Genomic DNA, 22,120 nt, shown 5'->3' with positions numbered 1-22,120 from the left:
CGGGAAAAATCCATGGAAAAAAGAGTACTGATTGATGTCGAAGCCCCTAATGCTTCGACGGGAATTATCAATGGAAGGAGTTCGAATATCCTGAATTGGGATGACGTGCGCTTCCAGTGGGCCTATCCAAAATACAAGCGGATGCTCGGGAACTTCTGGACTCCGTTTGAAATCAATATGTCAAAGGACATCAAGCAGTTCTCCACACTTTCCGAAAAGGAGCAGGATACATTTTTGAAAATCATTGGGCTGCTCGCATTGCTCGATAGCATTCAAACTGACTATGCTGGTAAAGTGGCTGATTACCTGACCGACTCGAGTTTGAATGCGCTGATGATCATGCTGGCACAGCAGGAAGTGATTCATAACCATTCCTACAGCTATGTGCTGTCAAGCATCGTTTCCAAATCGAAGCAGGAGGAAGTGTTCGACTACTGGAGGACAGAACCGACTTTAAGCAAACGAAACGAATTCATCACGGACGGTTACAAAGGTTTTGCACAGAACCCTAGCATTGAAAACCTGCTGCATTCCATTGTTTATGATGTCATACTTGAGGGATTGTTTTTTTACTCAGGCTTCGCTTTCTTTTATAATCTGGCGCGTAATCAGAAGATGGTCGGCACGAGCACGATGATTAATTATATCAACCGTGACGAACAGCTTCATGTAGGGCTTTTTGAAAAAATCTTCAAGGAAATCCTGCATGAAAATACAGAGTATGATACTAGCTCCTTGAGGGAATTTGGCACTGTCGCCTTCCGGGAAGCAGCACAGCTGGAGATCGGTTGGGCAGAGTATATCATCGGCAACGAGATTGACGGTCTGCTCATATCAGACCTTGAAGCCTATATAAAATTCATGGCTAACAAACGGGCAGAACAACTGGGCTTTGCTGCTCCCTTCGAAGGGTATCGCACCAATCCGCTAAGATGGATCATCGCCTATCAGGAAGTGGACCTCGGAAAGACAGACTTCTTTGAGCAAAAATCAAGACAGTACACCAAGACCTCCGATGAGAATGGATTTGATGAACTGTAGATTACTGCGGTCCTTCATTTTATAAGTTTCGCTACTATTGATAAAATGGAAGCAAAGGGGACGTTCCTTTCGCTTCCATTTTTTTTTACGTCTTCTATACTTGATTGGAAAGCAGGTCATCAACATGAAAACTGAAAAAGAAAAGATGCTGGCAGGGGAAATGTACAACCCTGCAGACCCGGTATTGGTTAAAGAGCGTGAAGAAGCAAGGCGAAAAGTGAGACTCTATAATCAAACATTAGAAACAGAAGGCGAAAAACGGACGAAGTTACTAAATGAATTGCTCGGTTCAACAGGTGAGACCGTCGTGATGGAGCCGAATATTAGGTTCGATTATGGCTATAACACTCATGTCGGCGAGAATTTCTTTGCCAATTTCGACTGTACGATCCTCGATGTTTGTGAAGTCCGTTTTGGCGACAATTGCATGCTTGCACCAGGTGTTCAAATCTATACAGCCACCCATCCGCTTGACCCGACTGAACGGAATTCGGGACGGGAATATGCGAAGCCGATTACGTTTGGAAACAATGTCTGGATTGGCGGAAGTGCCATCATCAACCCGGGAGTGACGGTTGGTGACAATGCCGTGATTGCTTCAGGGGCAGTCGTGACGAAGGATGTGCCGAATAATGTCGTGGTTGGCGGCAATCCAGCAAGGGTGATCAAGAAGATTGAACTTTAAGCAGGTAAGCTTCTTAGCGGGCAGTGTGGGAAGACTTGACCTTGCTGCGGACGAAAAAGCGCGGAACGAAATGTCCATTCTTGGATCTCACCTGAAACGAGGTGTAAATAAATGGAGGAAAACATGATGAAAGAACAGGTCGTGATTGTTGGGGCTGGCTTGTCTGGCCTTCGTGCAGCCGCTTTGCTTGTTTCAAAAGGAATAAGCTGCAAAGTGCTGGAGGCAAGAAGTCGAATCGGGGGCAGGATTTTAAGTATGTCGTCCGAAGATCGGCCCGAGTTGGGCAGGTATGATTTAGGTCCCACCTGGTTCTGGCCGGATCATGAGCCTACCATAACAAAATTGGTCACAGACCTTAAGCTGCCTACGATAGACCAGCATACCGCAGGAGCCATGCTTTTTGAACAATCGCAATCTGGTCCTGTGCAGCGGCATGTCCTTCCGGATGGTGCTGTTGAGAGATCTGTAAGGCTGGCCGGAGGTGTTCAATCCCTTATTGAGGCCATGGCAGCATCGCTTCCAGATGGCAGTGTTGAATTGAATACCGAGGTAAAGGCAATCCATCTGGAGAAGGCTGGCGGGGTCACAATTGAAGCTGAGCAAATGGATGGAACCGTGCAAACCATTTCTGCGCCAGCCGTGATCCTGGCATTGCCGCCTAGAATCGTGGCAGGAAGGATTGCTTTTTCTCCGCCGCTAAATGATGGACTAATGGCCAGCCTGAAAGGAAAGCCGACATGGATGGGCGGACAGGCGAAAGTGGTTGCGGTTTATGATCGGCCATTTTGGAGGGAGGATGGTCTTTCCGGACAAGTCACCAGCTGGGCAGGTCCGTTGCAGGAAATCCATGACGCCTCACCTGACAAAGAATATGGCGCACTTTTTGGCTTTTTCGGCATTACGGCTAAAATGCGGCAAAAACTAGGAGAAGAACAAATTTTGAGGCTTGTCATCGACCAATTGACACGGCTCTTTGGCCCTTCAGCAGAAAAACCTCTAGCTCTATTTTACAAAGATTGGGCGATCGATCAGGCAACAGCTGTGGAGGAAGATGCACAACCATTGACCTCATTTCCGGAATACGGCCTGCCGGCAGGATTGATTTCGTGGGAAAAGAGCGTTATTTTCGCGGGTACAGAAACGGCATCTGGACATGGCGGGCATCTGGAAGGAGCACTTCAAGCAGCCGAACGAGCGGCAGCTGAAGCGATGAAAGCTTTATGATCTAAAACAAGGCCCGATCCAATTGGATCGGGCCTATTAAATTAGTATTTAGTAATATTATGCTGCCTCTTGCTGAAGTCGGTCTCCTGGTAGTAGCTGTTTTTTACGAGTATATTTGGGCCCAGGCAGGTTACAGCTGGACAGTGGCAGCTTAGCTGCTTGGCGACTTCGGTTTCCTGCCATTTTTGATAGGCGTCTTCTAGCCTCGTGTCCTTGATATTGCCTAGGGGAGGGGTGTCGCCGAAATCGGTGACGATGATATCGCCATTGAAAATATTCACATTAAGTCGTGAACGTCCATCTGGGTCATTCCTGACGGTGACGTTCTTGCTGCTGTATAGACGTTTCAGGAGTTCCAGGTCCTCCTTTTGGCTGCTGCAGGCGTAAAAAGGCAGCGTTCCAAACAACATCCACACATTTTCATCACGGATGTCGAGCAGATGGTGGATGGCATGGCGAGTTTCTTCCAGCGTCAGCGATTCCAGGCTGCTGGCAAAATCGCTAGGATACATAGGGTGCACCTCATGCCTCTGGCAGTGCATATCATCAACGATTTGCCGATGGATTTTTTCAAGATAAGGCAAGGTACGTTTATTGAGCATGGTTTCTGCGGACACCATGACTCCGGCTTTGACGAGCTCTCTGCTGTTTTCTATCATTCTTGTAAAATATTTCTCGCGCTGCTGGTAGTCAGGCTTCTTTTCCATCATCGCAAAACCGCCTTGAACGAAGTCATCGACAGTACCCCAGTTGTGGGAGATATGGAGAACATCCAAATAGGGAATGATCAACTCATACCGCGAAAGGTCCATTGTTAAATTGGAATTGATTTGCGTCCGGACGCCACGTTCAGAAGCATATTTCAAAATCGGCACAACATAATTTTTTACAGAAGAAAGGGAAAGCATCGGCTCTCCGCCGGTAATGCTCAAAGACCGGAGCTTCGGGATTTCCTCCAAACGGTGCAAAAGCAGCTCCAATGGAAGTGCGGCAGGGTCCTTGGTCTGCAATGTATAGCCGACAGCGCAATGCTCGCAACGCATATTGCAAAGGGTTGTAGTCGTGAATTCAATATTGGTGAGTTGAGGGCTGCCATATTGTTCAACATCAAGATATGCTTCCCAGGGGTCGTGTTGAGGGGAAATGGTTTGTATGTATGACATGATTGGCTCCTTAGTGATTAATTTAGAAAAACCATTACATTATACATGAGCGCCGTACAATCGCCTATTCCTCTCCCCCTATTTTTACAGGTTGGACCGTTGCAGCTTTCTTTGCCGTTGGTTCCTTTTACCTATTAATGATATAGTGATAAATAACTAACTTGAGAGGAAGCTAAAATCCATGAAGTGTAATGCATGTTCGGTTGGGAGTTTGCAGTTTGAGATCAAGGTCGAAGGGGAACGGAATTTGTTGATCTTTCCTGAAGTCATTGAGCATATGGAACGTAATGGCGAATTGCTCTGGGTTAAAGATGATTCATTGGCGGTAAAGGAATCAGGCATGAGGGATTTTCTTGATTTTTGCCGGGACCATATGGAGTCGGAGAGGGTTTTTTTCCGTCTGGAAGGCAAGGGCTGGCTGCTGGTCGCTGAAGCGGAAGATGTCCTCGAGAGCCAATGGATTGATGAGGTAATCCGCAAAGAGTTGGTGACCTGTCACGCTCAGCCGATCCTTAATGGAGCAGGGGAAGTTTATGCGTATGAGATGCTGGCGAGATTCTATCGTGAAGATGGGTCAATGATTTATCCAGGGGAGATCTTTGGGGCGGCGAGGAAAAGGGACCGATTGTATGCACTTGACCGAATTTGCCGGATGGCTGCAGTAAGGGCGGCAGCTTTTACAGATAAAAAGGTTTTTATTAATTTCATTCCGACCTCCATTTATTCACCGGAATTCTGTTTGAGGTCGACCACCTTGCTGGCTCATCGCTTAGGAGTGCACCCAGGCCGTCTAGTCTTTGAAGTCGTGGAAACGGAAAATGTGGAAGACACAGATCATTTGAAACGGATTCTGGCTTTCTACAAAGAAAAGGGCTTCCGCTATGCGCTGGATGATGTAGGCGAGGGGTATAGTACTCTGGAATTGCTTGCCGACCTGCAGCCGCATTATATGAAACTGGATATGAAATATGTCCAGGGAGTTTCCAATGACCAGCAAAAACAGCGAACGGCACTCGCATTTTTAGAGGAAGCCGTAAAGCTTGGTTCAGTACCACTGGCCGAGGGAATCGAGGAGCAGGAAGACTTTGACTGGCTGAAAGAAAAGGGCTATAAACTATTCCAGGGGTATCTTTTCGGGAGACCTGCACCAGCTGAGAACCTTAAGAAAGCTCAGGAACACCAGCTTTCTTAAAATAGTACATTGTTGATTTTCGTGTAGGTAGGAGAATACATAGGCGGAGAATTTCCGGCTATTGTTATTAGAGGGTGCTTTGGAAGCAGCAATTAGCGGAGATATTCCGGTTAACTGCTGTAAAAAGGACAAAATTCATCGATTTGAATGAAATAAACGAAAAAACGACTCTTATTCTTAAGGAAATAAGGGTCGTTTTCAATTTAAGAGGAGTTCTTCCGGTAATTTTTTTGCCAAACATCCCAAATTTCAAAATTATACTGCATTTAATGACATAGAGCAGCGATCTGATTTCTGGGCATCTTAAATCTTCGAAAAATAAAGCCTTGCCCAATTTGACCGGGCAAGGCTTTTGAAGTTCTTATGCAGTCTCTTTAACTCCAATGAGTGCATCGGAAGTCTTTCTCTGGTAGTAGTACCAGTTGAGGACGATGGACAGTACATAGAAGCCGATGAAGATAAAGAATGCTGGTGCATAGCCTCCGGAAATATTGACGGACCAGCCGAACAGCTTTGGAATCAAGAATGATCCGTAGGCTGCGAATGCAGCTGTGAAACCAAGCACTGGTGCTGCTTCTTTCGGGACGAAGATTCCAGGAATCATCTGGAATGTTGAACCAGATCCAATTCCGGAAGCAATGAACAAGATCAAGAATGAAGCCAGGAAGCCGCCGAACTGCTTAGTGCCAAGGAAGTAAATGACGCTTCCTGCACCAGCCATCATGACAGCCAATACGATTGCTGTCAGCTTCGCGCCACCCATCTTGTCAGCCAGCCATCCGCCTACTGGACGGGATGCTGCCGCAAGGAATGCACCTAAGAATGCTAAAGAGATATATTCAGGGAATTGAGATTTCAACAATAGCGGGAATGCCGCTGAGTATCCAATGAATGAACCGAATGTTGCCACGTAAAGCCAAGTCATGATCCAAGTGTGCTTTCTTTTTACGATGACGAACTGATCTGAGAATGATTGCTTTGTGCCAGGCAGATTATCCATGCCGAACCATGCTGCGATTGTAACGATTGCAATCGGAATCAGCCAGATGAACGCTGCGTTTTGAAGCCATACTTCCTGGCCGTTAGACAATTGCTGTCCATCGCCAGCAACAAATGCGAAAGTTCCAGTTGTGATGATCAGTGGAGTAACGAATTGAACGACTGATACACCCATGTTGCCTAAACCGCCGTTAATGCCAAGCGCAGTTCCACGTGCTTTTTTCGGGAAAAAGAAACTGATGTTGGATGAAGAACTTGAAAAGTTTCCGCCACCCAGGCCGCAAAGTGCAGCAAGCAAAAGCATCACGGAGTAAGGTGTTTCTGGATTCTGAACGGCGAATCCAATACCGACAGCCGGAATGGCAAGGACTGCAGTTGTGAGGACCGTCCAGTTACGTCCACCCATCATACCTACGCCGAAAGTGTACACAAATCGTAAAGTTGCACCTACAAGACCAGGCATCGCTGCCAAAGTGAAAAGCTGCTGATCAGTAAAACTAAAACCAATATCATTCAAGCGAATTGCGACTACAGACCAAATTTGCCAGACTATGAACGCGAGCATCAAGGAAGGAACAGAGATCCATAAATTCCGCTGGGCATGCTTCTTGCCTTCGGATTGCCAAAAACCATCGTCTTCAGGATTCCATTTATTTATACGTGCCATTTTAATTCCTCCAAATATTTTTGAATGGGTGTTTACAAGATTAATAAACCATTTATATCACATGCGAGGTGTGACGAACCTCACATCTGAGAACACCATCACAATTCTGTCAAAAAGTCTTGAACATTTTTTGACAGGAAGTAGGGAACAGGTAAGGGAAAACACCTATTGGGGTTTTTATTTTTTCGAATAACGGAAAATTGAGGTCTGGTTTAAAGATTAGTGACCGAAAGAGGGGTTTTTACGTTAACGGAGGGGAAGATGAAGAAAAGTGGCGGGTGAATCATTCCAGATGAGTCATGGTATTTGGCTTCAACAATTAATTTTATTGGCGAAATTTCCAATATATCGACCACATTTCATAATATATCAGCGGATTTTTGATTTTATCGACCACATTGACAAATATTTCAGCCACATAACGGTACTGGGGTGTTCATCCATTTAGAGGGTCTAACCAGTAGATTGTGATGTCCATTTATTCAATCGCTGCGGTGTAGGTGGATGCAGAGGGACGGATTCCCAGCTTTCTTCTTTTTATCTTGAGTTAAAATATGTGGATTATTGGAAGTGAAGAATGACTCCATTAGAAAACACTACTAGAATTTCCTTTGAGAGAAGGTTATTATGCTATAATAATATTTCTGCAATTTTGCAAATACATAGTAAGCAAGGAGAACCCATGGAACGTACTATTTTTAGATTGCTCTTTTTAAGTTTTTTGTTGGTATCATTATCGTCTTGTGGTTCGGGCGAGGGAACACAGCCTAAAGAGCCCAAAGCGGAAGAGAAAGCTGAGGAAAATTCGAATGGAGCAACAGCTTACGATCAAAAGGCACCAGAAGGTACCATTCCGATTTTCTATGAGGAAGGTGTGGAATATGAATCCTATACACTTATTGAAGATAAAGAACGGAATTTAACGATTAAGCTGCCCCCGGGCTGCACAAATTTAGAAACTGAATACGAACGAAGCCCCTATGAATTTAAATGTGGTGAGGCATCTGTGAAACTAATGAAGAGAGATGTCCTTCCATTTCAAGCTGTAGATGAAAACTTCATCTCCTTTTCTCGAGACCTTATGGAATACAATGAGGCAGCTGTAGAAGTAGACCAATCTACCATGAAGGATCCGTTTTTCGAGAATAAGACGATTGTATTCTTGGATACGGCTGAAACATTTGTAGCAAAAGATTCCTATCATAAAAATCAACCAGTCACCTATACACATTATGATACATACTTAATGTTGGATGAAATGTATTACGATATCACGGTATATGCTGCTGACATTCATGAAAACATCAAGGATCTACCGAATGTTTGGGCAGCCTTAAGGACCATCCGTAACACTCCAAGAGTGGATGTGAAGTACATTGATGGGCATGAGAAATCGACGCTGTTCGAATCTGTTGCTTCAAAAAAAGCAAATATCTCGATAAAACAACTCTATGGATATTCGGTTTGGCTAATTGATGAAAGCTCAAAGGACATGGAACTTCGCAATAATCGTAAAAACATCGGACAATTGCTTGAAGCCACTCCAGAGGATACAGAAACAAACAATATAGAGGTATCCATTGAACGATTGGACCGGGATTTAGTCGAAAGTGAACTGGCTGATTACCGGGGAATTAATGATCTTATTGTAGATCATGACTTGAAAGATCTCTTCAGCCCGTACCCAAAACTTCATGAAAATGTCTTGTTTATTGGTGCAGTTAAGGGAGGGGGAATTCAATTATCTCAGCTTTATATTGTCATCGACCAAGACGGTGTTCCTTACGAATATACTCTGTCCTATTGGGATTATGACATGCGAAACGGAAAAGTCGATAAAGGATATAATCCGTTTAAAACCGACCATTTCCAAAAAAGATTCTCAGAAGTGTTGTTTATGATCGATTCCATGACTCACCTGGAATCACCTGGTTTAAAACCAATAGTATTGTCTAAACCATCACGCTATCTGTCTGCGTTGGTCCCGGGGCTGAAGTGGGATTCCAAACCAAGTTCAGTCGAAACTCTCTTCAACATTCCTTTTTATTGGGATGATAAGAAATCAACCATGTACTTCGAAGAAAATGTAACTTTACTTGATGATTATCCTGTAGACAGTTTGGACATCTCATTTGACCGTCAGTTCGCTGCCTACAGACGTATATATAATGATCTGAGCCTATCTGATATTAAAAATGAGTATAATGGGATCTTATCTCTGCTTCAAAGTAAACTTGGCAAACCTTCTCATGAGTGGCAGCCAGAAGAGAATGTGTACGAAGCTTATTTCGATACACAATACGAACATATCACAGTCACGATAGGGAAGTGGAGCCATGATGAAGAGACAAAGCTGGAGCTTGTGTTGAATGTAATGGATGAATAATCAATAGATAGATTAATCGTATGTAAAACAAAACAGCCTTATCCGATTATGGATAAGGCTGTTTTCTGTTATTACCTATGATTGATTGGCTCGCCAGCTAAAATAGGTGCAGGAATGGCCAGCTGCTTTTCTTTTGAAGGAACAGGTTTGTTTTTTAGGATGGTAAATAAGAAACAGCCTGCGATGACGATGATGCTGCCGACGGCCTGGGTCCAGGTCATTTTCTCATCTAAAAAGGCGAAGGCTAAAACGGCAGTAAAGATGGGATTGAAATTAAGGAACAGCCCGGAGGTACTTGGTCCGAGTTTGTTCACTCCGATATTCCAGAGAACCATGCAAAGGACTGTTGAAATCAGGCCTGTATATAAAATAGATTGAATAAATGGTGCATTGATAGTTCTTACCGTGAATTCAGTGATATTAAAAGGCAGGAGGACGAGAAGGCCAAATATGCCAGAGTAGAGGATGGACATCATCGGTGTGACAGTTGCCATCGCCCACTTGCTGCAAACGGAATATATTCCCCACATGCCCACAGCGGCCATCATATAGAGGTCGCCAGTATTGAATTGCAATGAAAACAATAACTCGAAATTTCCTTTTGACAGAACGAGCAGAACGCCAAATAGTGAGACAAGCATTGAAAAGAACTGTAGAGAGTTTATTTTCTCTTTTAGAAAAAAGAAAGAGAATGCAGCGATGGAAAACATGTTTAATGTCGAGATCAAACCGACATTCGTAGCCGAGGTTTTTTCCAGGGCCATGAACTGTAATGCCTGAAACAAGGCCACCCCGGTGATTCCCATTAAGAATAATGGGAGGATGGCTTTTTTTGGAGGAATCAGCTTTTTTTCTTTCCACCAGACAAGCGGAATCAGACAGATAATTGCGATGGCCCATCTGAGAATAGTCAAGGTGGCAGGGGAAGCATGTTCAACTAGCGTTTTCCCCACGATAAAATTACCGCCCCAAAGAAAACTGGTCAGAAGTAATAATAAATAATATTTCACGTCATTTAGCTCCCTTTCCAAAAGAGCCATTGTGCACAATGACATTGTTCATATGAATTATTTTAACATTTTACTTAAATGACAGAAGAATATTTTGTATAATTTAAGTAATTTGAAATAAATAAAAGTATTGTAGAATTTTAGTTTGAAAAATTCATTTTCTGATAGTTGTTTGCCGTATATTTAGAATAATTGAAAAGGGAGTATGGATCATGGAATCGATTGTAAGCAAGGTTTTGGACAATGTGGACATAAGAATACTGGATTTTCTTCAAAAGGATGCGCAGCTAAGCAATCTTGAATTATCAAAGCGTGTGAATTTATCGGCGCCAGCTGTTCATGCAAGAATCAAAAGGCTGGAATCAGAAGGATATATCAAAAAGCAGGTCGCGATTTTAAACCACGAGAAGCTTGGCTTTGATTTACTCTGCTTTGTTTTTATGAGCACGAATATGCACCAGGCTGAAAAGCTTGAATCCCTGGAAGCGACATTGGAATCGATGAAGGAAGTTTTAGAATGTCATTGCTTAACGGGGGAATATGACTATTTGCTAAAGGTTGCCTGCAAGGATCGCAAGGGGCTGGAAATTTTCATTAGAAAGTTGAATGAATTGGGCATAACCAAAATACAAACAAGTCTGGCACTAAGGGAAATCAAGGATTCTACGGTGTTGCCGATACATGGACATGAATGAAAATATTAGATCTATGTGATAAGTGCTTAAAATTAATGTTTGGAACCTTAGGTTGAAGTGAGGCGCGAAGACTCCTCCAAAAATGCTAACGCATTTCGTATAAGCTCATTCAATGTCCTACTGTATGAGCTGGACAGGAAATTAAATAAAGAGAGTGCCCAAAAGTTTATACTTTTGGGACACCCTCATGTCATAAGAACTCATATCCTTTTTGGAAATGTTTTCTCAGTCCATCGGCCAGCGTGAAGAATCCTAGGATAACAATGGTGATGATGACGCAAGCCACGAATGCAGGGATACAAAAAATATTCCTCCCAGATGACCTGCACTTCATATTCTATGGATTTGTCATATGTAAATCGCAAAAAAGTAGTGTTTAACGAACAATTCACTGCATCAAACAAGCCTTGATTCAATTTCTGGAATCAAGGCTCGTTGTTTAATTCCTTTGAATGCTGACAGGATATAAATATGGAACTTCTGGTTCTTCAGTAATCTCCCATTTAGAGACTTTTACAAGGGGGATAGGGGTATCCATGTAGGACCCTGTTTCGATGAAACCTTCTATTTTAATCCATGTGTCCTTTTCAATTGTTGCTGCATCCGGGAATTCTGACAAAAAGCCAATGATGCTCGCATCGGCGACACAGTGGGTAACCAGGAATCGTGATACGACCAGCTGGTTTTCTGCAAATCCTTCCTCTTTATAAACGAATCCATAGAGGCTTACCTTCCGGCCCTGGTACTGATCGATGTCGGAGCTGATAGCTTCATAATAGGATGAATAGATACTGTCATTGAAAAAGATGGTCGATTCTGACTCCAACTCTTGCATCTCTTTATTGTATTCTTCATCTGTCATGAGATTTTCATAACCCGTGGCAGTCTCGGTACCTTCAGGTATGGCAGAGCCTTGTTCAGCCTGATCATCACTCTTCTCTGGCGGCTGAGTGTCATCTCCAATTCCCTGGCTATCTGCCTGTTCTGTTTTTTCACTTTTTGCCTGGTTTTCCTGCCCGCTCTTGCTAGAACCAGCAATTGACAGCATTGCGCCTTTTTTATCGGCAATCGCAGAGTCGAGAACCTTTGCTGGCAGCATGAAGCCTGATAGCAGGGGGAGGACGATAATCAAGTAGGACACCAGTTTTTTTGCCGAAAAAGGTGTTGTCCCATGGTCATGAAAATGATCATGGTGATCATCATGAGAGCAGCATTCGCCCGCATGACTGCAGGAGTTGTGGTCATGTGCCCCTTTTATTGTCCAGACTCGTGTAATCTGGATGAAAAACAGGAGCAAGAATAGGAACGCGGCTGCCTGGCTTAAAAGCAAATACTTTGGATTGATGAATAAATAAATCTTTCCTGTAAAATGCAGCATATAAATCAAGACGGAAAATCCGAGCAGGATCAGTGACCTTGCCGCCTGCTGTGCAAGGAATTGCATGGACAAGACCTCCTATAGCATGCCGCCAAACAGCATGAGAATGGTGAATACAGTCCCAGCGACGAGCGCAAGGACGGTCATGACAAATTTAAACCGGAACACACTCATCATGATCAGCGTATTTTTCAAGTCAATCATTGGACCGAAAATCAAGAAACCAAGGATTGAGGTTGAAGGGAAGATGCTGCTGAAGGAAGCCCCAATGAAGGCATCTGCTTCAGAGCAAAGGGACAGGAAGAACGCCAGTCCCATCATGACAGCTAGTGAGGATGCAGCACCACTGCCAATTTCCAATAAAGTTTTCGCCGGCATATAAGTCTGAACTAAAGCTGCCAGGAATGCACCGATGATCAAATACTTGGCCATGTCGAAAAACTCATCAATCGAATGCTGGAGCATGGCCCAGAATTTTTCAAAAAAGGACTGTTTTCCAGAATGGCTATGGATAGGCATTGAGGTGCTTTTTTTGAACTGCGTTCCTTTGAAAATCATCCCAACCATAAAGGCAACAAGAATCGCGATGGCAAATCCTAATCCCATTCGAAGCGCAGCAATTTTAACATCGTTGCCAAAAGCCATGTATGTAGACGCAATGACAATTGGATTGATAAGGGGGCCCGTCAGCATAAAACCAATCGCAGCGGCTATCGGTACGCCCTTGCCCACTAGCCTGCGGATGATTGGCACAATTCCGCATTCGCAGGCTGGAAAAAGTGCGCCAACACTGCAGCTCATGACAATCGCCAAATATTTGTTCTTAGGAATCCACCTGCTTATATGTTCTTCAGTAACAAAAATCTGGATCATTCCCGCAATCAGCACACCAATCAGGACGAACGGGAAGGCTTCTATTAAAATACTGAGGAATATTGTATTCAAATTAAGAATGGAAGACGGAATCTCCAGCTTATTTTGAAACCCCATCCCCAGGCTTAACAGCATCATAAATGCAAGAATGACAGCAAACCCTGTAATATCCATAAGATTGGATCGGATTAATCGAATCATGTTTTCCTCCTATTTTTACGTTTACTAGATTATATAAGTTGAATAGAAGAGTTATGCATTTTCTAGTAAAAAGACAATTAATTTAAAACTTTTTCTAGCGTCTGAAGATTCTTTCGCATCAGGCTGAAATAATCCTCTTCATTCTTCATATCTTCGGTCGAGATGGATTCCAGGTTATACAGGGTAACTGTCTCAGCTCCGATTTCCTTTTGAATCATTTCTGCCACGCGGGAAGAAACATTTTGTTCAAATGCAATGTATTTCAGATCATGCTTTTTTGCTTCTTCAATTAAATTAGTTAATTCTTTTTGGGAAGGCTCCTGTGTAGGAGAAAGCCCGTTTACAGCTATTTGGATGATTCCATACCTATTTTCCCAGTACCCATAGGCTTCATGGGCGACAAGCAAATGCTTGTGTTCAGCCTGGTCAATCACATCTTTGAATTCATTGTCCAATTCCTTTAGCTCTTTCTCTAGCTGCGCGAAATTCTGTTCAAATTCCTGCTCACGATCAGGCATCAGCTCAATTAAGGAATCTTTGATATTTGATGCCAGTTTAATAGAGCGGATAGGATCAAGCCAAACATGTGGATCTAAGTTTTTATCATGATGCTCCTCTGAGCGTGAAGCTTCGTTATGGTGTTCTTCATCAGAATGAGCGGCTTCATCGTCATGATGCTCATCATCGGAGTGAGCGGCTTCATCGTCATGATGCTCTTCATCGGAGTGGGCGGCTTCATCGTCATGATGCTCTTCATCGGAGTGGGCGGCTTCATCGTCATGATGTTCTTCATCAGAGTGAACTGCTTCATCGTCATGGTGCTCCTTATCGGAGTGAGCAGCGTCATCATCTTGATGCTCATCATTGGAGTGGGCGGCATCTCCTTCATGGGAATGCTTATGGGAGGATTCGATCATTTCCACGTTTTCTGCGGCTTTTACAATAGAGACCTTTTCATTCTTCAAAACTTTCTCCGCTTTTTCCGCAAATCCTTCGATTCCCGCACCGGAATAAATGAATAAATCTGCTTCAGCAAGCTTCATCATATCCTTCGTGCTTGGTTCGAAACTGTGGGCGTCTACATTCGGAGGATAGATGCTTTCTACATCCACGAATTCCCCGCCAATTTTTTCCGCGAAATCCTGAAGAGGGTAGATCGTTGTATAGACCGTCAGCTTAGAAGTTTCTGAATTAATTTTGTTGGCCGATTCCTTGCTGGAAGAGCAGCCGGCTAGTGTCAACCCTACTAATAGCAGTAGGCCAAGTGATAGTTTAGTCCTTTTCATAGTGATCTCCTTAAACGATATTTTCTTTAATCGAAATGATTACGATTTAAAGTGTAAAACAGAAATTCGTGTTTGTAAATGATTTTCGTAATCATTACGATTTATCTATTATTCAAGACTTATGGGGTTATAAACCCCAGCTGATGTTTGATATTAAATACATACCCTCGTATAAAACCGTGAATTGGTGCGCTTTGGGATTGAAAAGAATAGGCTTTTTCATTATTTAATGGTAGACTGCAGTAGGTAATCGGGAATACTAATGGTACAGCTTTCAATAGGAGGTTTTTTCATGCTTAACAATGATATAATGATCCGTTTGCGTTACGGACTGGATATTAAAGATACTGATATGGTAGAGATCTTCAAGCTTGGCGGCGTGAACGTTGCGAAGGACGATGTCCGTATGATCCTGCAGAGAATCCATGAAGATGAATTTGGTGAAGAGATTGTCCCAGAGGGCTACATAAGAGTCAACAATGCAATGATGGAGCAGTTCTTGAATGGTCTTGTTACTTTTAAAAGAGGAAAGCGTCCTGGGGAGACGGGCACTCCGCCGCTGACCGGGGAGAGTGTGAATAACCAGCTGTTGAAGAAGGTAAAAATCGCTCTGGCGCTGACGAGTGAGGACATGCTCGAACTTTTTGACCTGGCTGGAGTCCGTGTTTCAAAAGGCGAGCTGGGTGCTATTTTACGAAAAGAGGGGCATAAAAACTACCGGGAATGCGGCGATAAATTCGCGCGTAATTTCCTGAAGGGCTTGGCTCTGAAGTATAGGGAATAGGAGTGAAGCATAGGGTGCAATGATGCCCCTATGTTTCTTTTTTTAGCTTAATTTCTTTCAGTTGCTGACGCTGTTCATCTGGCCACCATGCCCCGCAATCATCGGATACGATACAGGCTGCGCATTTTTCAAGGTCGTAAACTTTCATGCCGCTGATTGGCGGGGAGTAGAGGTGGAGAGTGACGAGTCCCTCTGTGGTGCCAGCTTGCATTTTATGGACACCTTTTTTGGGGGCAAAAAAGAGTTGGCCTTGATGATGATACTCTTTGAATAGCTCTTTAGGAAGTTTGTTGTTTTTGGCCTCGTAGACGGAGTTGATGGAAGTCCCGTTCAGCACGTAGATCCATCCATGGGAGTTCCCGTGGTCATGGGGAGCACATTCTAAATCCGACCAGTTCATCACGAGCAGCTCGACATCCTCGCTTTTATAAAGGAGCTTCCGGTAATAAGGCTTTCCGGAAGATGATTGAAGGAACGGCATCAACTCATCTATAGACAGGTTGAGCTCCTCCAGCGCTTCCTTCATCTCATGTCTCGATGGGTTTTGTAATTCATCTAACACATTTTTTGCCTGAAGTTTTAAAGTCATGGCACTCCCACCTTCTTCATTTTTTTAAAATCGTGCTTGCCAGTAAGCGCGCAAGCCCGCCATTGACAATGGCCACTCCTATAATAATTATGATTCCGCCAATGGCACTTATGAGGATGAATTTTTCATGTAAAAGAAAGATGGCGGCAACCAGGGTGACCAAAGGCTCGAGGTAGATGAACGTGGACACCCTTGATGCATCCAATACTTCCAACGCCTTTCCCCAATACCAATAGCCAATTCCAGACACGAATATCGCCAGGAAAAGAAGATGTGCCCACTCTGTCTGTGTCAGCAAGGGCAGGGATTCCCAGCCTTTGTTGCGGATGATAAAAGGGAGGGTGAGCACAAAGCCGATCAAGCTCATGTAAAATGTCACCAAAAGAGCCGGATAGGGAATTTGCAGCCTTTTTAACAGGATGGAATAGACCGCCCAGTTCAGTGTGCTCAGAATCATCAAAATGAAACCGATGTTTAAGGCGAATTCGAAGGAATGGCCGCTCCGGGTGGTGGTGACAAGAAAGACACCTGCTATAGCGACCACCATTCCAATTCCTTTCTTTAGATCCATCTTTTCATGCAAAAAAAGGACCGACAGCAGAACGGTGAAAATCGGAGAGAACGAAATGAGCCATCCGGCCGATGAAGCATTGATTGTTAACAAGGCTGTTGCCTGGAGGACTTGGTGAATGAATACACCGAGAATTCCGAGGACTACCAAATGAGGAATGTATCTGATCGAAATCCGCAAACGATAACGATTTAACAGCAGGATAAACAATAAAAACAAAGCACCGATGCCAAAGCGAAGCACCAATAGGGAATAGGGGTCAAGCTTCCCGAGTACAGCTTTCGCAGAAACAAAGGAAACTCCCCAGAAACTGATCGATAATAAAGCATAAACAGACGCGGTAAGCTTAGTTCGAAACGGGATCATGGCACAGAATCCTTTCTAGCGGACAAGTTTTTTACCATCCTATGCTTGTCTTGGAAGAAGAAGAATCATGAAAAATTATCCATTGTTATTTACAAAATAATGTAAATCTGAGATAATGAAGCAAATGTTTGAGGAGGGAAAGTAAGTTTATGGAACCAACATCTAATTGCTAATTATTAATTTTATTAATAAGGGATTTTGTACAGAGTGTAAAAAGCCTATATGCATAGGTTTATTTCGTTATGCTCTTTATGGGATCACAGCAATTAGAAGAAAACTTACTTTACTGAATCGTGATCGTGAATTTTTGGCATGGGCTTATTTGAGCTTGCTGAAAAATGTTGATTCAAGACTGTAGGAGTTTCTACGGTCTTTTTTATATGAGAAAAATCGAATAGTAAATGAGTTCTTCTTGGCTGTCCATAAAAGCGTAGCTTCATTATGGATGAAAGAAGGAATGGATATGTTAGAACTGAAAGTGCACGGAATCAAAAAATATATGGAAGCGACGCTGGTCGTGAACAATTTTACATTGGAAGCATTTGAAGGGGATAAGGTAGGAATCGTAGGCGCGAACGGAAGCGGAAAAAGCACGGTTCTCAAAGTGATTGCTGGAATCGAGAGGATGCATTATTATCCCGGCTACCCTCAGACATCAAGCCCGGGATATGATGAGGGGCTGGTTCATCGCCCTAGAGGAGCGTCTTTTGCTTACCTTGAGCAGATGCCATCTTATCCGGCCGGATTGAAAGTAATCGATGTGCTGAACCTTGCTTTTGAAGAGGTTCACGGGATTGAAAAAGAGATGCGCGAGATAGAGGGACAGATGCAGGTGTTGGAAGATGGTGCTCTGGAAAAAGCGCTCAATAAATATAGTGATCTTGTGAATTTATACGAAGCAAGAGGAGGATATGATCAGGAGGAGAAGCTGAGCAAGGTTTGCACTGGGCTTAAGTTTTCCGAGGACTTTTTACAGAGGGATTTCGATTTACTGAGCGGCGGGGAGAAGACAACTGTGGGTCTCGGGAAAATCCTGGTACACCAGCCGGATATCCTGCTGCTGGATGAGCCGACGAACCATCTCGATATGGATTCCATTGAGTGGCTTGAAGGATTTCTGAAAAATTATAAAGGCATCGTGCTGATTGTCTCACATGACCGCTATTTCCTTGATAACGTCGTCAATAAGATCGTCGAGATTGAAGATATGGAAACGATCAGCTATAGAGGGAATTACTCTGCTTTTATCAGTCAAAAAGAAGAGAACATGCGGGTCCAATACGATCAGTTCCGCGAGCAGCAGAAGAAAATCAATAATATGGAGAATCAGGTGACGAGCCTGCGCGATTGGGCGCTGAGGGCGGACAATAACAAATTCTTCAGGCGGGCAGCGAGCATCCAAAAGAAGCTCGATAAGCTGGATCGCATCGATAAACCGATTTTTGAGCGCAGGAATATGAGGCTTCATTTTAGCGATGGTATGAGGTCGGGAAAAGAGACGATCAAGGCGATCGGAGTCTCCAAGCGTTATGAGGATAAGGTGATTTTTGATAATGCTGATTTAATGGTTCATTACGGTGAGCGAGTCGGTCTTGTTGGGCCGAATGGCAGCGGCAAGACGACTCTCCTGAAGATGCTTCTAGGTGAAGAACAGCCTGACGCGGGTGTGATTGAGTTGGGCGCAAATGTGATGGCCGCCTACCTGCCTCAGAAGATCGAGTTTAAAAATGAAGAGCTGACGGTGTTGGAGTGTTTTCGTGAGGATATCTCAATTGTCGAAGGGAAAGCACGTGAGTACCTGGCGAAGTTCATGTTTTACAAAAAGAGTGTCTTCAAGAAAGTGAAGTTCCTGTCAGGGGGTGAGAGGATTCGCTTAAAGCTGGCGATGTTGATGTATCAGGATATCAATTTGCTGATCCTCGATGAGCCGACGAATCATCTGGACATCGATTCCATTGAGACACTGGAAGCAGCACTTGAAGATTTTAAGGGCACGATTTTCTTCATTTCCCACGACCGTTATTTTATCAATAAAATCGGTGAGCGCGTGATTGCCGTTGAGGATGGCGGCTTGAAGAGCTATGCCGGAAATTATGATGATTATAAAAGGGAGAAAACTAAGCTTGAAGTGGTGTCGAGTGTGAAGGAGAAAAAGATGGAGCGAGTTGGGCAACCTGACCAGGGTGCAAAAAAGGAAAGGGGTCAGCGAGTAGCGAAACCAGACTCTGGTGCGAAGCTTTTGAAAAGGATTGAAAGCCTGGAAAAAGAAATCACGGAGCTTGATCTTGTGATGGGCGTCAAACAGGATTATGAAGAGCTGGATCAGCTGTATAGCAGGAAGCAGTATTTGAATACCGAGCTTGAAATGGCGATGGAAATGTGGCTGAGTGCCGGTGAGTAAGGATGAGGAAGCATGAATTTTTTCATGCTTCTTTTTTTAGTGTGAGTTAAACACTATAAATAAGTTGGAAATATAGTAATTTTTACCCTTAAAAAGGAATATTTATGGTATAAATAATAGGTAAAAAGGTTTAGGGGGATTTACATGACATTATATGGATTATTTGTGCTTATTCATGTGATCGCGGCCGTTGTTGGTTTAGGAGCGAGCTTTGGCATGCCGGTTGTCGCCAAGTTCGGTGCTAAATCAGTAACCAATGCAAAAGTATGTTTTGAGATTAATAAAAAGATAGAAGTATTTGCCAAGGTGGGATCGCTCACCTTGTTGGCAAGCGGGATTTTGATGGCGATTGTCAACCCAACATTGTGGTCACAAGGATGGTTCATCGGCTCATTGGTTATATATGTGCTGATTCAGCCTGTCGTTGCAGGAATGCTTCCAAAGACAATCGAAAAACAGGTCGATATCGTCATGAACAGCAATGACGGCGAATTATCGCCAGAATATCACCAGCTGGATAGAAAAGCCGCAAAGCTTAACGGCATCGCTCATGTCGCAGCCGTTGTACTGATCGTACTTATGTCAACAAAACCATTCTAGGGGGAAATGAACATGCAAGCAAAGCCAATGTTTTATGATGGACACGGAGAAAACAAACAAGTTTCTGAAGCGAGCCAGCCAAAAAGCATCGTCATTACAGAAGAAATGAGGAAATCCATCGGCGGAAATCCTTATGTGTTTGTAAAATAGCTTGATTAAGGGAGAGCGCTAGCCATATTGGCTGGCGCTTTTTTTGTTGTTTCTGCGTGCCGCTGGTGAGGAAGTTTAGACAGGTTTGGTGTCAAACGAGGGAAGGTTGTCAGAAGAAAGGGCAATTTAAGACAGGTTTAGGTTCAGCAAGTCAAAAGCTGTCAAGAAACCGAGGTTATTAAGACAGGTTTGGGTTCAACAAGCAAAAAGCTGTCAAGAAACCGAAGTGATTAAGACAGGTTTGAGTTCAGCAAGCCCAAAGCTGTCAAGAAACCGAAGGAATTAAGACAGGTTTGGGTTCAACAAGCCCAAAGCTGTCAAGAAACCGAAGGAATTAAGACAGGTTTGGGTTCAACAAGCCCAAAGCTGTCAAGAAACCGAGGTTATTAAGACAGGTTTGGGTTCAACAAGCAAAAAGCTGTCAAGAAACCGAAGGAATTAAGACAGGTTTGAGTTCAACAAGCCCAAAGCTGTCAAGAAACCGAAGTTATTAAGACAAGTTATGGCGCAACAAAGCAAAAGCTGTCCGAATGGGTGGCTCAAGTCATAATCATTTCCGTCGCATGTGTTTTTTTACTCGAAAATAGGAAAATATATGATAAAGGCAGGTGATCATCTAGATGAGTGTGTTTTCGGTAAATGGAAAGGTCGATAAGGGCAAGTTACTGAAGGAGCTGCTGATTCCGGTTGTTGGCGGGATGGTGACGGGTATGATTGCGACCCGGAAGGCGAAGGAGAAGTACAGCAAGCTGGAGAGGCCGGATTATGCGCCGCCTTCATGGGTGTTTCCGGTGATGTGGACGGGCCTGTACGCGACGATGGGGCTGGCGAATTACCGGGTGTCGATGAAGAAGAAACCGACTGCCACCGCGGAGGCTCTGTATGATATCCAGCTTGGATTGAACTTTCTCTGGTCGTTCTTATTTTTTAAATGGAACCTTCGCGGAGTTGCGTTTGCGGAGATTGGCTTGTTACTAGGCATGATTACATTGACAACTTATCAATATTATCAAAAAGATAAAGTTGCCGGCCGATTGATGCTGCCGTATATAGCATGGGTTGCTTATGCGCTTCAGCTCAATTACAGCATGTGGACACTAAATAAGGAATAATTTTTTACTGAATTATGCAACTATTTTAATCTATCCTCCGTCTAAACTAATAGACTACCAATAATTCTAAAAATTGGGTGAATAAAAGTTTGCTAGAGTGGGAATAATAGAACCAACAGCATATTAATAACGGAGGTAGATTAAGATGAAACAAATCAAGGAATTCATGAATGAAGAAGGTTTTGAATTGAAAGGCTATATTTCACAGTTGTTTGAACAAGCTTCTGATAAAAATGATAAGAAAAAACGCTGATCGCGGGTTAAGCTGATCAGCGTTTTTTCATTTGCTCCAAGACTTCGTCGATTTTGGCATGGTCCTCTGGTGAGTCATCGATATGCTTCCACAAGAGTTTGCCTTCTGCTGAATAAAGCCAGGTTCCTCCCTGGATATACACATCCTGTGTTTTCATCGATTTCATGACGAATTCTTTCTGCTTTTCTTCTTTAGGTATAAAATCCTTGACCTGTCCCGTAATGAACCCGATGCCTGCTTTCGCGAGAAGCTTCCATTTCGGCATCGTTTTGTGTCCCATGCCCCGATACGCTTTTCGCGAAGGGTCCCCTAAAATCGGAAAAGGGAATGGACCGAACTGGTCCACAAATTGCTTGATAAATGTTCCTTTTGAAGGAGCAACCGCAATGACCCGGTAGCCTGCTGCTTCTACTTCATTTATTCGCTCGCGCAACTGCGCAAGGTATTGTCGGCAGATTGGTCAGCCGAGGTGGCGGACAAATACGACCATTGTT

The 22,120-nt window shown here is 43.6% G+C and carries 20 protein-coding genes; 11 read left to right on the top strand and 9 right to left on the bottom strand.

Going from position 1 to position 22,120, the window contains the following annotated elements; translation table 11 throughout:
- Positions 1-12 precede the first annotated feature (12 nt).
- The 3 genes from AB5I83_RS18815 (at position 13) to AB5I83_RS18805 (ending at position 2,950) form a co-directional block, all read left to right on the top strand.
- Complete coding sequence (locus AB5I83_RS18815) at positions 13-1,041, top strand: ribonucleotide-diphosphate reductase subunit beta (protein ID WP_448977552.1); 1,029 nt, start codon at positions 13-15, stop codon at positions 1,039-1,041.
- A gap of 124 nt (positions 1,042-1,165) precedes the next feature.
- The gene (locus AB5I83_RS18810) at positions 1,166-1,726 is read left to right on the top strand and encodes a sugar O-acetyltransferase (RefSeq protein ID WP_448977551.1); all 561 of its coding nucleotides are present in this window, start codon (positions 1,166-1,168) and stop codon (positions 1,724-1,726) included.
- Between the two features lie 123 nt (positions 1,727-1,849).
- Complete coding sequence (locus AB5I83_RS18805) at positions 1,850-2,950, top strand: flavin monoamine oxidase family protein (RefSeq protein WP_448977549.1); 1,101 nt, start codon at positions 1,850-1,852, stop codon at positions 2,948-2,950.
- A gap of 41 nt (positions 2,951-2,991) precedes the next feature.
- On the opposite strand, the gene yfkAB is transcribed toward AB5I83_RS18805, so the two are convergent.
- Complete coding sequence (gene yfkAB / locus AB5I83_RS18800) at positions 2,992-4,113, bottom strand: radical SAM/CxCxxxxC motif protein YfkAB (protein WP_448977547.1); 1,122 nt, start codon at positions 4,111-4,113, stop codon at positions 2,992-2,994.
- 181 nt (positions 4,114-4,294) lie between these two features.
- Here yfkAB and AB5I83_RS18795 point away from each other — a divergent pair, with 181 nt between their 5' ends.
- Positions 4,295-5,305 (top strand): EAL domain-containing protein, encoded by a 1,011-nt coding sequence (locus tag AB5I83_RS18795; protein ID WP_448977545.1) that lies wholly within the window; start codon positions 4,295-4,297, stop codon positions 5,303-5,305.
- 361 nt (positions 5,306-5,666) lie between these two features.
- Here AB5I83_RS18795 and AB5I83_RS18790 read toward each other — a convergent pair whose 3' ends face one another.
- Positions 5,667-6,971, bottom strand: a complete 1,305-nt coding sequence (locus AB5I83_RS18790; protein ID WP_448977543.1) for an MFS transporter — start codon at positions 6,969-6,971, stop codon at positions 5,667-5,669.
- 682 nt (positions 6,972-7,653) lie between these two features.
- On the opposite strand from AB5I83_RS18790, the gene AB5I83_RS18785 reads away from it, so the two are divergent.
- Positions 7,654-9,357 carry a hypothetical protein gene (locus AB5I83_RS18785; RefSeq protein ID WP_448977541.1) on the top strand — a complete coding sequence of 568 codons (1,704 nt, stop codon included), beginning with the start codon at positions 7,654-7,656 and terminating at the stop codon, positions 9,355-9,357.
- A gap of 71 nt (positions 9,358-9,428) precedes the next feature.
- Here AB5I83_RS18785 and AB5I83_RS18780 read toward each other — a convergent pair whose 3' ends face one another.
- The gene (locus AB5I83_RS18780; protein ID WP_448977539.1) at positions 9,429-10,397 is read right to left on the bottom strand and encodes a DMT family transporter; all 969 of its coding nucleotides are present in this window, start codon (positions 10,395-10,397) and stop codon (positions 9,429-9,431) included.
- Between the two features lie 182 nt (positions 10,398-10,579).
- On the opposite strand from AB5I83_RS18780, the gene AB5I83_RS18775 reads away from it, so the two are divergent.
- On the top strand, positions 10,580-11,062 hold the full coding sequence (locus AB5I83_RS18775) for an Lrp/AsnC family transcriptional regulator (RefSeq protein ID WP_448977537.1): 483 nt from the start codon (positions 10,580-10,582) through the stop codon (positions 11,060-11,062).
- Positions 11,063-11,501: 439 nt separating this feature from the next.
- Here the strand turns inward: AB5I83_RS18775 and AB5I83_RS18770 are convergent, their stop codons facing one another.
- From AB5I83_RS18770 to AB5I83_RS18760, 3 genes are all read right to left on the bottom strand, one after another.
- On the bottom strand, positions 11,502-12,506 hold the full coding sequence (locus AB5I83_RS18770) for a TIGR03943 family putative permease subunit (RefSeq protein ID WP_448977535.1): 1,005 nt from the start codon (positions 12,504-12,506) through the stop codon (positions 11,502-11,504).
- Positions 12,507-12,518: 12 nt separating this feature from the next.
- Entirely contained in the window at positions 12,519-13,514 is a 996-nt protein-coding gene (locus AB5I83_RS18765) for a permease (protein WP_448977533.1), read from the bottom strand.
- Between the two features lie 77 nt (positions 13,515-13,591).
- Complete coding sequence (locus AB5I83_RS18760) at positions 13,592-14,800, bottom strand: metal ABC transporter solute-binding protein, Zn/Mn family (protein WP_448977531.1); 1,209 nt, start codon at positions 14,798-14,800, stop codon at positions 13,592-13,594.
- Between the two features lie 292 nt (positions 14,801-15,092).
- Between AB5I83_RS18760 and AB5I83_RS18755 the strand changes: the two genes are divergently transcribed.
- Entirely contained in the window at positions 15,093-15,584 is a 492-nt protein-coding gene (locus tag AB5I83_RS18755; protein ID WP_448977529.1) for a DUF1456 family protein, read from the top strand.
- A 28-nt stretch (positions 15,585-15,612) separates the two neighbouring features.
- Here AB5I83_RS18755 and AB5I83_RS18750 read toward each other — a convergent pair whose 3' ends face one another.
- Together AB5I83_RS18750 and AB5I83_RS18745 are read right to left on the bottom strand one after the other, a co-directional pair.
- Positions 15,613-16,173 (bottom strand): cysteine dioxygenase, encoded by a 561-nt coding sequence (locus tag AB5I83_RS18750; protein WP_448977527.1) that lies wholly within the window; start codon positions 16,171-16,173, stop codon positions 15,613-15,615.
- Between the two features lie 16 nt (positions 16,174-16,189).
- Positions 16,190-17,110 (bottom strand): DMT family transporter, encoded by a 921-nt coding sequence (locus tag AB5I83_RS18745; protein WP_448977525.1) that lies wholly within the window; start codon positions 17,108-17,110, stop codon positions 16,190-16,192.
- Between the two features lie 463 nt (positions 17,111-17,573).
- Here AB5I83_RS18745 and abc-f point away from each other — a divergent pair, with 463 nt between their 5' ends.
- From abc-f to AB5I83_RS18725, 4 genes are all read left to right on the top strand, one after another.
- Positions 17,574-19,511 carry a ribosomal protection-like ABC-F family protein gene (abc-f, locus tag AB5I83_RS18740; RefSeq protein WP_448977523.1) on the top strand — a complete coding sequence of 646 codons (1,938 nt, stop codon included), beginning with the start codon at positions 17,574-17,576 and terminating at the stop codon, positions 19,509-19,511.
- A 144-nt stretch (positions 19,512-19,655) separates the two neighbouring features.
- On the top strand, positions 19,656-20,111 hold the full coding sequence (locus AB5I83_RS18735; RefSeq protein WP_448977521.1) for a DUF2269 family protein: 456 nt from the start codon (positions 19,656-19,658) through the stop codon (positions 20,109-20,111).
- Between the two features lie 12 nt (positions 20,112-20,123).
- Complete coding sequence (locus AB5I83_RS18730) at positions 20,124-20,261, top strand: hypothetical protein (RefSeq protein WP_448977519.1); 138 nt, start codon at positions 20,124-20,126, stop codon at positions 20,259-20,261.
- Between the two features lie 620 nt (positions 20,262-20,881).
- Positions 20,882-21,373, top strand: a complete 492-nt coding sequence (locus tag AB5I83_RS18725; protein WP_448977517.1) for a TspO/MBR family protein — start codon at positions 20,882-20,884, stop codon at positions 21,371-21,373.
- A 269-nt stretch (positions 21,374-21,642) separates the two neighbouring features.
- Here AB5I83_RS18725 and AB5I83_RS18720 read toward each other — a convergent pair whose 3' ends face one another.
- Positions 21,643-22,083 (bottom strand): AhpC/TSA family protein, encoded by a 441-nt coding sequence (locus AB5I83_RS18720; protein ID WP_448977640.1) that lies wholly within the window; start codon positions 22,081-22,083, stop codon positions 21,643-21,645.
- Positions 22,084-22,120: the final 37 nt, after the last annotated feature.

This window comes from Mesobacillus sp. LC4 (assembly GCF_053543455.1).
Note: the sequence above shows the minus strand (reverse complement) of the source record. Positions and strands in the feature narration are given on the sequence as shown.